Raw genomic sequence first — 13,215 nt, 5'->3', positions numbered from 1 at the left:
GTTGAAAGGCATGTTGATAACACTTGGACATCCGGAGTAAGTGCTTGAGCGCGCAACGAAATCGGACGTAGATCTTTCAGGCGCCGCCCAAACAGCGAGTGGATTTAAGAACTACTCTTCGGCGCGCGCAGCGCCGCCGGAAGTATGACGCCCTTGTCACAAGCGCAAGCAGGTGCACGAACCCAGATTCCAGATGCACCACTACCCGTAGCAGACCACGGTGCCCACTTAGCAGGAGTGGTTTGAGCCGCTTTCTCTTGCCTACTTTTCTTTGCGGCATGCAAAGAAAAGTAGGTGCCGCCCCGCACAGGGGCAACGCTAATAGACCACTAGCAAATCAAGGAAAGGCCAAAGCCCCAAGAACACGGCCAATGCCGCGCACAGGCAAAAAACTCAATAAACCCCAGCCTCCCCAGCAGGCCGATGCTTAAACCTCTTATGCACCCAATAATACTGATCAGGAATCCGACGCACCTGCGTCTCAAGAAATTCGGTAATCCGCCGAGCATCGACAGCAACATCCTCCGAAGGAAAATCCTTTAACGCTTCGAAGATAGTCAATTTATAGCCCCGATAATCCGGCAAAACCTCAGTCACAAAAGGCACAACCCGAGCATTCCCAGCCTTGGCCATCCGCGAAACGGAAGTAAGCGTACACGCAGGCACACCAAAAAACGGCACAAACACCGAATCCCGCAACCCAAAATCCATATCAGCAGCCAGCATGACAGGCTTGCCATCCCGCAGCACACGCAAAGCCCGCCGCACACTATCGCTACGCGGAATCATCTCCGTACCAAAGCGCCCACGCTGCCGCTTAGCCATCGCATCAAGCAACAAATTCGACATCGGCGTATACAAAGACGCAACCGGATGCCGCGTCGAATACATCATGCAACCCGCCTCGATACCGACAAAATGGAAGCCGACAAAAATCGTCGGCTGCCCCTCCATGTCGGTCAGATCGATCGCGCTCTCCACTTCGACCAGGCGCGCCAACGCCTGCGCATTGCCGAACCATTGGGGACCGCGCTCGACATAACTGCGGATCACATGACAGAAATGCGCGCGCGCGAGACGCTCGCGCGCTTCGTCGCTCATGTCGGGAAAGCACAGTTTCAGATTGGTATGCACGACGCGCCGGCGCGCGCTGGGAATCCGGTACAGCAACGCACCGATGCCGGTGCCGATGCGCGCGACAACGCCATATGGCAGGAAAGCAAACGCGCGCAGCAGACCTGTCATCAGACAGATGAGTATTCGACTTTTCACGAGGCAACGACCCGGTGGATGCTGTGTAACAAACACGCCGGCCGCGGCAACCTGACGGTTGCCCACGGACGAAGTGGCAGGCGCGCGCGTCAAACGGGTCTTGCGCGGCGGGACTTTCGAAGATGGGTGTCTCGCTCGCGGCGAGACACAGCAGTGCTGGAGGCCGAAACCGCTTAGGAATCGGGCGTCCGTATAGGACCCAATATAAAAAGCATCGCAGGCGTGATTAAAACACACTGCACAGCGCAGGCACAAAATCTGCGGGCGGAGCTTACCCGAATACCGCCACTCAATCCGCGGCAGGCAACGGTTTCCCCGCCCTTTCAAAAACTTGCGCGTGCGGCCCCGGACAGGCCGCACACACTCGCTACGCCCCTAAGCGAGCCTCTAAGAAAGTCCCCTTGGGGGGACTGGCGAACATCAAGGCTTGTTCGTCTCGAACAGATCCATGATCTGCTTCTTCTCATTCGACGAGACATTCGGCGGCGGCACCGCCGGCGGCGTCATACCCGCCGGCCCCACGCCACCCACCGCGTCGCTCACACCGGCGGTCGGATTCGCGGAATCCAGACCGATGCTGGCCACGAAACCATTGCCCGGCGTCATGTCCGTATAGAACAGCTCGCCGTCGACCGCGGTCACGCCGTCCGGTTGCGCCGGCTCGCTTTGCGGTATGCCGCGCAGCGCACGCTGCATGTACTCGACCCAGATCGGCAACGCGAGCTGTGCACCGAACTCGCGGCTGCCGAGACTCTTCGGCTGGTCGTAACCCATCCACGCCACCGCCACCAGCGATTGCTGATAACCGGCGAACCAGCCGTCCTTGGCGTCGTTGGTCGTACCCGTCTTACCCTGCAGGTCCGAACGATGCAGCACGTTGGAGCCCGCACCCGTGCCGGCCGTGGCCACCGAGTGCAGCAGGCTGTTCATGATGTAAGCGTTACGCGGTTCGAGCGTACGCGGCGCATCCTGGCCAGCGGTCAACGGCTGTGCCTTCGAGAGCGGTACGCCACGTGCATCCGTCACTTCGTTGATCAGATACGGATTGATGCGGTAGCCACCGTTCGCGAACACCGAGTATGCGCCCGCCGATTGCAGCGGCGTGACGAGGCCGGCGCCGAGCGCCATCGGCAGATACGGCGGGGTCTTGTCGGCGTCGAAACCAAAACGCTGCGTGACAAAATCTTGCGCGTACTTGGTGCCGATGAACGACAGGATACGGATCGACACCAGGTTCTTCGATTTCTGCAGCGCGAGGCGCAGCGGCATCGGACCGTCCGGCTGGTCGTCGTCCTTCGGCTCCCACGCGTCACCACCCGGCGTGCTCGGCGGGAAGTACAGCGGCGCGTCGTTAATGATCGTGGCCGGTCCGAGACCCTTGTCGAGCGCTGCCGAATAGATGAACGGCTTGAAGCTCGAACCCGGCTGACGCCACGCCTGCGTGACGTGGTTGAACTTGTTCTTGTTGAAGTCGAAGCCGCCCACCAGCGCACGAATCGCACCGTCCTGCGGCGTGAGCGAAACTAGCGCGCCTTCCACTTGCGGCAGTTGCGTGATCTGCCAGTTGCCCTTGTCGTCGGCGACGAGGCGCACGATCGAACCCGGCTTGATCTTCGTGGCGGCCGCCGCGCGCGCGGAGAGCGCACCGGCTGCAAAGCGCAGACCGTCGCCGCTGATGGTCACTTCCGTGCCGTCGACCAGCTGCGCCTTCACCTGCTTCGGATTCGCGTCCGTCACCACGGCGGCGATGATTTCGCCGTTGTCGGGGTGATCGGTGAGCGCGTCGTCGATGGTCTGATCGCGGTCGTCGCCCGGTGCGGGCAGTTGCACGAAGCCTTCCGGCCCGCGGTAGCCGTGGCGCCGCTCGTAGTCCATCACGCCCTTGCGCACTGCGCGATAGGCGGCGTCCTGGTCGGCGGAATCGATCGTGGTGGTGACGTTCAGGCCGCGCGTATAGGTTTCGTCCTTGTACTGCGCGTACATCATCTGGCGAACCATTTCGGCGATGTACTCAGCATGCACGCTGTATTCGTTGCCTGGGTTCTTGGTGTGAATCTCTTCCTTGACGGCCTGGTCGTACTGATCCTGACTGATGTATTTCAGCTCGAGCATGCGCTTCAGAATGTATTCCTGGCGGATCTTCGCGCGCTTCGGATTGACCACCGGGTTATACGCGGAAGGCGCCTTCGGCAAGCCGGCCAGCATCGCGGCTTCAGCCAGCGTGATGTCTTTCAGATCCTTGCCGAAGTACACGCGCGCGGCCGCGGCAAAACCGTACGAGCGCTCGCCCAGATAAATCTGGTTCATGTAGACCTCGAGGATCTGATCCTTGGTCAGCGCGCGTTCGATCTTGTACGCCAGCATCATTTCGTAAATCTTGCGCGTGTAAGTCTTCTCGCTCGAAAGGAAGAAGTTGCGCGCCACCTGCATCGTGATCGTGCTCGCACCCTGCGAGGCGCCGCCATGCGTGATGTCGGAAATGCCCGCGCGCAAAATGCCCACGAAGTCGACGCCGCCGTGCTCGTAGAAGCGATAGTCTTCGATCGCGAGCACCGCCTTCTTCATCTGGTCCGGAATGTCCTGGAAGCGCACGATGCTGCGCCGTTCTTCACCGAACTCGCCGATCCCCCCCCCCCCCCCCGGCCCCCCCCCCCCCCCCCCCCCCCCCCCCCCCCCCCCCCCCCCCCCCCCCCCCCCCAGTTGCGGCCCCATCACCACGAGCGCATAACCGACGATCAGTGCACCCACCACGGCAATGGTCGCCAGCAGACTGACAAACCAGATGGTGATGCTCGCACCGATCGAACGGCGGCCGGGCTCAGCGTCGCGCGAAGCAGCGTTGCGTCCTGGAGTGCGGTGGTAGGCGTCCCGGTCGTCACCAGCCGGAGAATTTGAAGAATGCGGTCGTTTGATGATTGGCATGACTGGAATAGTGGGCGCGTAACTGAACGCGTGAGGCGCAAAACACCGCGCGGCCCTATGCCCCCGGGCGACCGCACGGCACGCCCGTGACATCGTCCGGCGCAACGCAACAGCGCATTTTAAAGAAATCAAGCGCCGTCCAAGACAGTTTTTTTGTAAGAATTCCCTTCGCGCGGCGCCATGCCGGTAGATCGCGGCAATGGCACGCGCTCCCGGCGCCACTTGCCCAGGTTATCAACAGAAATTGTTGAAAGGCCTGTGGACAAGCCCGCCGCAAACGCTACAACCCGTTGATGTCACGGGATTTTCATGTCGCGCCCGTTCCGCATCGGTGCAACTCGTCATATGATGGACACGGCGCGGGGGTCGACACCGACACGCGCGACGGCGTACGCCAGATTCACGCCTTGATTCGCCAATGCCAACAAGTATGCGAGCCGACCATGAACAAGCCCAGCGAACGCATCGTCGTATTCGTCACGACCGCACAGAAACGCGCGATCGCCGCCACCGCCGAAAACCTGGGCATTAGCGTCAGCGAACTGATGCGGCGCGCGGTGTTGAGCTTCGGCGCGACCAGCGAACAGGTGAAAGCGGCCAGCATCGTCGACCGGCTGCGTGCGCCGCGCGCGCCGGACGCGCTCGACGCGGCGCTGCAACGGGTCGCGCGCGGTACGCGCCACGCACGGGCAGCGCTTCCGGAGGCCTTTCAGACTCACGGTGACAACGAAACCGCTGTGCCGGCGGAAAGCGCGGCGGCATCGCACGCGGATGAATTGTTGGGCACGGCCGCAGGCGCGGGCCCAGCGCCGTTGCTGCCGGCCGGTGTATTGGCCGCCCTCACCGCCACCGCCGAGGAAATAGAAGCCGCCGCGGCAGCCGAAGCCGTGGCGCGCGTCGCCGCGGCCGAAGCGGCGTCCATTGCCGGTTCGGCGCAAAAACCGGGCGACGTGGACACGCCTTTGCGCCACGTGCTTAAACGCCCTCGCCTCGACGCCACGCGCGACGAAGACGATCCACAAAGCGATCCGAGCACGGAAGGCGGCCGCTTCGCCTGAATCGGAAGTGCCACCACGGTCAAGCGCCCCAACCCACCGCGCATTGATGCGCTGTTGAAGCGCAAGCACGCCGTCGATACACCACGCCTGTTCACATCCGCGACACTCGCCGCGCCGACACTCGCCGTGCCTATGCACGTCGCGGATGCCCGCCGCACGGTGCCCGCCGCGCACAAAGTTGGCGATTGTGTCATCGCGCCCTTTAAGGCGGTTTTAAGAGAATGCGTGGTGTAATATCCGCCGACGGCTGAATAAGCCACCGCGCGTTTTAACCACTGAGGCTGTTGGCCATTCGGTTTCAAAACGTAAATTTGTGGCACCACTATTGCAATTGGCGAGTGTGCCCCGAACTCCGGTCCGAACGCTGCGCAGCTTCTCGCGCAGCGGCGTAAAGTAGCATTTGAAAGCAGTTAAAGCGCGTGGGAATTATTCAGCGCCGATTTCATTCTTTGGAGGTTTTCATGTCGCTTTTTGACAGCATTTCGCGCACGCTTAAAGGTCTCCTGAACGACGCAGCCGATTCCGTGCAGGATCCGTCGCGCGATTCGCGCCAGATCGTGCGCGAACTCGACGAGAGCATCGCTAAAGCCGAGAACTCGCTGATCGAGATTCAGGCACAGGTCGCCACGCAGCAAAGCAAGCGCGATGTCGCCGCCGACAAGGCAAAGAAGTACGAAGACGGCGCGAAGCGCGCGCTGCAATCCGGCGACGAAGCGCTCGCACGCGAAGCCCTCGGCGCGCAAGCCACGGCCGAAGCTGAACGCGATGCGCTGGCGAGAGAACTGACCACGCTGGAGCCGTCCGTTGCCCAGTTGAAGAGTCAGATCGACGACATGCGTGGCCGTCGTAACGACCTGAACGCGCGCTCGAACATTCTGCAAGCCAAGCAGCAGATCGCTCAGGCCAAAGATGTTGCCGCTACTGCGTTGGGCGGTATCGGCGGCAAGAATCTCTCCGAGGATTTCCAGAAGCTGGAAGACAAGGTTGCGTTATCGAACGCCCGTTCCGACGCACGCCTGAATTCGGCCGACGTTAAGACCGGCAAGGCGCTCGACGACAAGCTCGCGGATCTGAACCGCGGCCCGTCAGTCGAAGATCGTCTCGAAGCGTTGAAGAAGCAGATCAACACGCCGGCTCAGTAATTGCGTCAGCAGTGCATACCGGTGGCCGTTACGAGCGCCATCGGAATCGACTGAAGGAGACGGGTGCATCGCACCCGGTCCGTAAATGAAAAAATTTCTCGCAAGCGCATTCGCCTCACTGCTGTTCGTGTCGGCCGCGGCGTTCGCTGTGCCGACGGTCCAGCAGATCGAATCCGCCATGTCGCAAGGCAACTGGCAGCAGGCCGATGCCGGTTTGAGCGAAGTACTGCAGGCGCATCCGAACAATGCGCGCGCGCACTACCTGTACAGCCAGGTGCTCGATCGCGAAGGCCGTTATGCCGACGCCCTCGCCCAGATCCAACAGGCCAAGACGCTCGATCCGCAAATCCGCTTCACCGACCCGACCCGTTTCGCGCAAACCGAAGCGCGCATCCGTAAGGACGCGGAACGTGCTGGCGGCGCCGGCGGCAACACCACGAGCCGCGCGGCCAACCCGTTCGTACAGCAGAATTCGCCGGCGGTGCAGCAGCAGTCGGCGATAGCGCCGCAAGCGCCGCAACGGCATGGTCCCGGCATCGGCATGTGGGTTGGCATCATTCTCCTGATCGGCGTGATCGCGCTGGTGTTGCGCTGGACCTTGCGCCGCGCCCGCACGCAAGACGATTCGCGCGCCGACGACGATCGTCGCGTGCAGCTCAAGCGCGCAACCGAAATGCTCAACGCCGTGCGCTCGTTGAAGCTCGACGTGAAGCTCTCCACCGTGCAAGGTCATGAGGCGCTGGAGAAGGAAGTCGAATCGACCGAAGACCAGTTGCGCGGTCTCGTCGAAACGCTGTCGAACAGCAAGAATCCGGTGCCGCCGTATCAGCTCGACGAACTGGAACAGCGCATCGGCAGCCTGCGCGCCCGCGCCGAAGGGCGGCCCGATCCGTATGCCGCGCCGGCCGGCACGCAGCAGTCGCCGTATGCGCAGGAAGCAGAGCGTTTCGGCAACCCGCCGCAGCCGTATCCGCAACAAGGACCGTATCAGCAGCAGCCGCAGGTCATCGTGCAACAAGGTGGTGGCGGTTTCGGCGGCGGCATGGGCGGTCTGCTGACCGGCGTGTTGCTCGGCGAGGCGCTGAATTCCGGGCGTGAACGCGTCGTGGAGCGCGACGTGATTGTCGATGACGAAACGCGTCGCCGCGGCGGCGACGGGGGCAATGGCGGCGGCCTCGACTTCGGCCAGGGCTCGAACGACTGGAACGACAACAGCGGCGGCGGCGTCGACATGGGCAGCAACGACGATTCCGGCGGCTGGAGCGATACCTGAGAAACACCGCGCTGGATGAGATGCAGTCAATCAAACGCTAATCGATCAAGCTGCAATGAAAACAGGCTCCTGCACGGAGCCTGTTTTTTTATGTCGATTCCCTTCATTCATGCGGGCGCCCTGACCGGCTCATGCTGCGCTAGCAGCACCGAACCAGCAAACAGCCGGACGATGAAACGCTCCGCATACGCGACCAGCGCGTCCCGGCGCGCGGCATTCCCGTCGATGTACTCCGCCGAAAGATGAAACAGCAGCAGCACGATCTGCGTGCAGACTTCGTCGACGGTTGCGCGGGCGAGCGTCGGCATCAGTTGCAGTTGCACGACGTCGTCCGCCATTTCCGCCGACACCTCGTGGAGGTTTGCCCGCACCGCTTCGCGCAGCGCCGGCGACGTGCCGTGATACTCGGCCAGCGCGCTCAGAAATGCCTCGCGATTCTCCAACGCAAACGCGAAGAACGCCATGCACGCGCGACGCGGCACGCTCTGCGGCTCGTCGTGCGCGGCCAGCCAGCGCTCGCGCCGCAGCATCGGCCGCAAGCGGCGGCTCACCGATTCGACCGCTTCGCGCGCCAGCGCGTCGAGCGTGTCGAAATGGCGGTAGAACGTGTTGGGATTCAACCCTGCCTCGCGCGCCAGTTCGCGCAGACCCAGGCTTGCAAAGCTGCGCCCGCCCGCGGTCAAACGCAACGCGGCTTCGATCAGCCTGCGCTTGCCGGGCGGGAGGTCCTGCCCGGCAACAGCGCCATGGTCGGCAGCGAGCGCCGCTTCGGGTACGGGTTTCATGAGCTTTCAGTCGGAGCACGGCTCGCGCGTTTGATAGTCGTACTCTAAACGATCTTGACGCGAAGTGTACAGTTGTCTACCCTGCGCGTTATACGGCTGTAGACATATGTAGACACCCGAATTTTGCTCACCTCCGGAGACCCGCCGTGACGCCTGCTTCAACTGCCCAACCCGCCGCGCCACGCATTGCCATTGTGGGCAGCGGCTTTGCGGGCATCGGCATGGCGATCCGCCTTCAGCAGATGGGCATCACGTCGTTCACGATTTACGAGGCGGCCGGCGATGTTGGCGGCACGTGGCGCGACAACACCTATCCCGGCGCGGCCTGCGATGTGCCGTCTCATCTGTATTCGTTTTCGTTCGAGGCGAATCCGGCGTGGTCGCGTGCGTTCGGCAGCCAGGCGGAGATATTCGCTTACCTCAAGCATTGCGCGCGCAAATACGGCGTCGATCGTTACGTGCGTTGCAATGCACGCGTGGCCTCGGCGCGTTTCGACGAAGCGCGGCAGATATGGCAGGTCGAGATCGATTCGAACGGTACGCGCGAAAGCATCGAGGCCGATGTCGTGATCGCCGCGAGCGGTCCGCTCTCGCGGCCGGCCATGCCGCAGATCGCCGGGCTCGAGCGCTTCGAAGGCAAGCTGTTTCATTCCGCCCGCTGGGATCACGACTATCCGCTCGAAGGCAAGCGCGTAGCGGTAATCGGCACCGGTGCCAGCGCGATCCAGTTCGTGCCGCAGATCCAGCCACGCGTCGCGCAACTCGAACTGTTCCAGCGCACCGCACCGTGGATCATGCCCAAGCCCAACAAGCCGGTCGGCCCGCGCGCACATTGGCTGTTCCGCCATCTGCCGTTCACGCAGCGCTTCGTGCGCAATGCGATCTACTGGCAGCTCGAATCGCGTGCGATTGCGTTCGTCGTCAATCCGAAACTGATGAAGTTGCCGATGAAATTCGGCTTGAGCTACCTCGAACGGCGCGTCAAGGACCCGGCGCTGCGCGCCAAGCTGACGCCGAACTACCGGCTCGGCTGCAAGCGCGTGCTGCTGTCGAGCGATTACTATCCGGCGCTCAACCAGCCCAACGTCGACGTGGTGACGACCGGTATCCGCGAAATCGTCGCCGACGGCATCGTCACTAACGACGGCGCGCATCACCAGGCCGATGCGATCATCTGCGGCACGGGCTTCCAGGTCAACGACGTGGGTGCACCGTTCAACGTGACCGGTCTCGACGGCGCCGACCTCGGCGCGATGTGGCTGCGCGATGGACCGGAGGCCTACCTCGGCACCAGCATCGCCAACTTCCCGAACTTCTTCATGATCGTCGGCCCGAACACCGGGCTCGGCCACAACTCGATGATCTACATGATCGAGTCGCAAGTGCAGTACATCGCCGATTGCCTGCGCGTATTGCGCCGACGCAAGGCACGCACGATGAACCTGCGGCCCGACGTTCAGCACGATTTCAATGCGCGTCTGCAGAAGGAGATGCAGCACTCCGTGTGGGTCAGCGGCTGCCATAGCTGGTATCAGACAAAGAGCGGCAAGGTCACAGCGTTGTGGCCGGGCTTCACATTCAGCTTTCGCAAACGCACGCGGCGTGTGCGGCCGCACGATTATCGCTTCGTGCCATAGAAGCATGCGGCGGCTGAGGGGCTGCTCGCGATGCGGAGGTGGGGGCCGATACCGGCTCAGATGCTGAGTCCGTGGCAGACGCAGAAACAATCTAATTCAAACAAAAGGGAGACAACAACCATGGCAAGCATCGAATCCGCAACGCCCGCATCCACCGTGCCGCTGCGCCCCCGCTCGCTCGCCGCGCGCCTCGGCATTACCAGCGTGCCGCGTGCCGAATTGCAGCGGCGCTACACGCAGAGCGGCTCGAAGTTCGTCAAGATCATGGGTGCCGACGTGCACTACGTCGACGAAGGCAGCGGCGACACAATCGTGATGATTCACGGTTTCGCGTCTTCATTGCACACGTGGAATCGTCTGGCCGATGAACTCAAGCACGAGCATCGCGTGATCCGTCTCGATCTGCCGCCGTTCGGCGTGACCGGACCGCTGCGCTCGAGCTCCGGCGAGATCGAAACCATGAACCTGCCGACCTACCGGCGATTTATCGACACCTTCATGCAGGCTCTAGGCATCTCGCGTGCGACGCTGATCGGCAACTCGCTCGGTGGCCTGATTTCGTGGGATTACGCAGTACGTCATCGCGAGGCCGTCGAAAAGCTCGTACTGATCGACTCAGCCGGTTTTCCGATGAAGCTGCCGATTTACATCGGCCTCTTCAATAGCGCGCTGGTGCGGGTCAGTTCGCCGTGGTGGCTGCCAGAAGTCATTATCAAGAGCGCGGTGCGCAACGTGTATGGCGATTCGCACAAGATCGATGCGGTGACGCTGCGGCGTTACGTCGAGTTCTTCCACGGCGAAGGCACGCGCACGGCGATCGGCAAGATGGTGCCGACGCTCGACTTCAAGGACGTCGATACCGACGTGCTGAAGACGCTGAAGGTGCCGTCGCTGGTGCTGTGGGGGGCGAAGGATCGCTGGATTCCGCCTGCGCATGCTGCCGAATTTGCGAGCCGCATTCCGGGCGCGAAATCGGTGATGTACCCGGGACTCGGCCATATTCCGATGGAAGAAGCCCCTGAGCGCGTAATGACCGATCTGCGCGCGTTTCTCGGCACGAACGACGCCACTGCTCCAGCAGTTGAAGGCGTGCGCGGCGAGCCGGTCTGACCCTTCCTGGCCGCACGATGCGACGGTCGTATCGTCGCATCGTCTGGCGGCCCCGCCGATTCATCCATCCACCGATCCGCACCCAGGCGCGCATGGCCGCGCTGTTGACGCACCGCCGACACGCGACGTTGCGCTCTCAACCACCTCCGAGCAACCGCAACAGTCCCCAGAGAAACTTGCAGAGCATCGCGATCAGCTCCCACAGGTGGTAGAGCTGCTGCCAGCCTGAGACGCGTGCGAAGGAGTCGATCATGGTCCGCTGGTGAGTGGGAGGGCTGCGAGAAATGGCAGGCGCAGTCGCTTGCGGGGCCAGGCCTCTCGCGGGTCTGGGCGTCTCACGCGCGCTGTGCACTGGGCCGTGCCAGCGCCCTGCCGGATCCCACATCATAACGACCGCGGGATACCCCGTATCAAGTTGTTTGCAAGTTTGCCGTCAATACTTCGGGAAGACGCGGCATCCGTGCTGGATGAGCGCACGAATTGACTCAGCAAACCGCGCCATCAAGGAGACACGACCATGACGCGCTTCAGCTTCCGCCGGGCTGCCCGTTCGCAGACTGTGGTCGGCGATATTGCCGCCCACGCCGGCAAACTGGGTATTGAAATCTGCGACGTATCTGGCCACGTCGAAGAAGTGGCTGCGCGCGTGCAGCGCCAGGCACAGGTATGCCGCGCGCTGCGCGAATCCGCTGCCGTCACGCTGGCGGGCAACCACCGCATCGCCGCCGCTGCGCGCGAAATGCGCAGCGTGTCGGCTGAAGCCGCAACCGGCGTGCAGGCGTCGCAACAGACGCTCGAGGCGTCGCTCGCCGATATCCACGGGCTGGTGGAAGGCGTGACGGTAATCGAGAGCCAGATTGGCGCGCTGCGCAGCGCGTTGGCCCATGTGAGCCGCGTCTCCGAGGAGATTTCGCTGATCGCCCGCCAGACGCATTTGCTGGCGCTGAATGCCGCGATTGAAGCCGCGCGCGCCGGCGACTCCGGCAAGAGTTTCGCGGTGGTGGCCGCCGAGGTGAAGAACCTGTCGGCGAAGACCGCGCACGCGACCGGCCAGATCGAGACGACGCTCGCGCAACTTACTCAGCAGACCGAGCAGTTGATCAGCGAGGGCTCGGTGAACACGGCGCGCGCCCATCGGGTACGCGAAGGCACCCGCAAGATCGGCGACGTCGTCCATGCGACGGGCGATGCGATTACGCAGCTCAACGACGAGGCTGGACAGATCGCCGCGTTGACCGGCGAGATTGAAACGCAATGCAACGGGCTCGAAGCGCAGGTGCTGGAGATGGCGAGCGGCGTCGAAGATTCGAGTGAAAACTTCGTCCAGGCGAAGGACCGGCTGGGGAATCTGCTCAGCGTATCCGAGACGTTGATCGAGCTGACCGCGGCCACGGGGGTCGAGACGACGGATACGCGGTTTATCGAAGCCGTGCAGCGGGCTGCGGCCGAGGTGAGCAAGGTATTCGAAGCGGCTGTCGCTCGGGGCGAAGTGTCGATTGAGGATCTGTTCGATCAGCACTACGTGCCTGTTGCCGGGAGCAATCCGGCTCAGTTCATTACGCGGTTCACTGCGTTTACCGATCGGGTTTTGCCGGCTATTCAGGAGCCGTTACTCGGGCTGGATCCACGCGTGGCGTTTTGCGCTGCTGTGGATGTGCGTGGGTATCTGCCTACGCATAATCTGAAGTTTTCTTTGCCGCAGCGCGAGGATGTGGTGTGGAATATGGCGAATTGCCGGAATCGGCGGATGTTCGATGATCGCACTGGGATTGCGGCTGCTTCGCATGTTAAGAAATTTTTGCTGCAGACGTATCGGCGTGATATGGGCGGTGGGCAGTTTGTTTTGATGAAAGATGCGTCGGCGCCCGTGTTTGTGGCCGGGCGGCATTGGGGTGGGGTTCGGGTTGGGTATAAGGTTTGATTGTTTTCTTCTTGCGTGGCGCTTTTTGGCCGTGTTCTTGGGGCTTTGGCCTTTCCTTGTTCTGGCTTTCGTGCCTTTCCTTGCATTGTTAGTGG

9 protein-coding genes are annotated in these 13,215 nt (G+C 62.3%); 6 read left to right on the top strand and 3 right to left on the bottom strand.

The window, feature by feature from the left end:
• Positions 1–393: 393 nt before the first annotated feature.
• Both M0D67_RS28555 and M0D67_RS28550 read right to left on the bottom strand, forming a co-directional pair.
• Positions 394–1,245, bottom strand: coding sequence for a lipid A biosynthesis lauroyl acyltransferase (locus tag M0D67_RS28555; protein WP_233464979.1), 852 nt, complete (start codon positions 1,243–1,245; stop codon positions 394–396).
• 447 nt (positions 1,246–1,692) lie between these two features.
• The gene (locus tag M0D67_RS28550; protein ID WP_266240615.1) at positions 1,693–4,194 is read right to left on the bottom strand and encodes a penicillin-binding protein 1A; all 2,502 of its coding nucleotides are present in this window, start codon (positions 4,192–4,194) and stop codon (positions 1,693–1,695) included.
• Between the two features lie 443 nt (positions 4,195–4,637).
• Here M0D67_RS28550 and M0D67_RS28545 point away from each other — a divergent pair, with 443 nt between their 5' ends.
• From M0D67_RS28545 to M0D67_RS28535, 3 genes are all read left to right on the top strand, one after another.
• Entirely contained in the window at positions 4,638–5,252 is a 615-nt protein-coding gene (locus M0D67_RS28545) for a hypothetical protein (RefSeq protein WP_154563741.1), read from the top strand.
• Positions 5,253–5,713: 461 nt separating this feature from the next.
• Positions 5,714–6,394 carry a PspA/IM30 family protein gene (locus M0D67_RS28540; RefSeq protein ID WP_097392886.1) on the top strand — a complete coding sequence of 227 codons (681 nt, stop codon included), beginning with the start codon at positions 5,714–5,716 and terminating at the stop codon, positions 6,392–6,394.
• Positions 6,395–6,479: 85 nt separating this feature from the next.
• Positions 6,480–7,667, top strand: a complete 1,188-nt coding sequence (locus M0D67_RS28535) for a tetratricopeptide repeat protein (RefSeq protein ID WP_154563739.1) — start codon at positions 6,480–6,482, stop codon at positions 7,665–7,667.
• Positions 7,668–7,774: 107 nt separating this feature from the next.
• Here M0D67_RS28535 and M0D67_RS28530 read toward each other — a convergent pair whose 3' ends face one another.
• The gene (locus tag M0D67_RS28530; RefSeq protein WP_266240614.1) at positions 7,775–8,452 is read right to left on the bottom strand and encodes a TetR family transcriptional regulator; all 678 of its coding nucleotides are present in this window, start codon (positions 8,450–8,452) and stop codon (positions 7,775–7,777) included.
• 146 nt (positions 8,453–8,598) lie between these two features.
• Between M0D67_RS28530 and M0D67_RS28525 the strand changes: the two genes are divergently transcribed.
• The 3 genes from M0D67_RS28525 to M0D67_RS28515 all read left to right on the top strand — a co-directional run bounded on the left by M0D67_RS28525 (position 8,599) and on the right by M0D67_RS28515 (position 13,120).
• Entirely contained in the window at positions 8,599–10,089 is a 1,491-nt protein-coding gene (locus M0D67_RS28525) for an NAD(P)/FAD-dependent oxidoreductase (RefSeq protein ID WP_168435841.1), read from the top strand.
• 120 nt (positions 10,090–10,209) lie between these two features.
• Positions 10,210–11,199, top strand: coding sequence for an alpha/beta fold hydrolase (locus tag M0D67_RS28520; protein ID WP_154563735.1), 990 nt, complete (start codon positions 10,210–10,212; stop codon positions 11,197–11,199).
• Between the two features lie 517 nt (positions 11,200–11,716).
• Positions 11,717–13,120 carry a methyl-accepting chemotaxis protein gene (locus tag M0D67_RS28515; protein ID WP_266240613.1) on the top strand — a complete coding sequence of 468 codons (1,404 nt, stop codon included), beginning with the start codon at positions 11,717–11,719 and terminating at the stop codon, positions 13,118–13,120.
• The last annotated feature ends 95 nt before the right edge of the window (positions 13,121–13,215 follow it).

Origin of the sequence: Paraburkholderia sp. SECH4, from assembly GCF_030511745.1 — a bacterium.
Classification (GTDB): Bacteria; Pseudomonadota; Gammaproteobacteria; order Burkholderiales; family Burkholderiaceae; genus Paraburkholderia; species Paraburkholderia madseniana.
The sequence above is the reverse complement of the archived record's forward strand: the minus strand, read 5'-3'. Positions and strand labels throughout refer to the sequence as shown.

Coding starts and splice junctions, on each gene's coding strand:
- M0D67_RS28530 (WP_266240614.1), bottom strand. CDS start 8,452: ATGAAACCCGTACCCGAAGCGGCGCTCGCTGCCGACCATGGCGCTGTT.
- M0D67_RS28545 (WP_154563741.1), top strand. CDS start 4,638: ATGAACAAGCCCAGCGAACGCATCGTCGTATTCGTCACGACCGCACAG.
- M0D67_RS28515 (WP_266240613.1), top strand. CDS start 11,717: ATGACGCGCTTCAGCTTCCGCCGGGCTGCCCGTTCGCAGACTGTGGTC.
- M0D67_RS28550 (WP_266240615.1), bottom strand. CDS start 4,194: ATGCCAATCATCAAACGACCGCATTCTTCAAATTCTCCGGCTGGTGAC.
- M0D67_RS28535 (WP_154563739.1), top strand. CDS start 6,480: ATGAAAAAATTTCTCGCAAGCGCATTCGCCTCACTGCTGTTCGTGTCG.
- M0D67_RS28540 (WP_097392886.1), top strand. CDS start 5,714: ATGTCGCTTTTTGACAGCATTTCGCGCACGCTTAAAGGTCTCCTGAAC.
- M0D67_RS28555 (WP_233464979.1), bottom strand. CDS start 1,245: ATGACAGGTCTGCTGCGCGCGTTTGCTTTCCTGCCATATGGCGTTGTC.
- M0D67_RS28520 (WP_154563735.1), top strand. CDS start 10,210: ATGGCAAGCATCGAATCCGCAACGCCCGCATCCACCGTGCCGCTGCGC.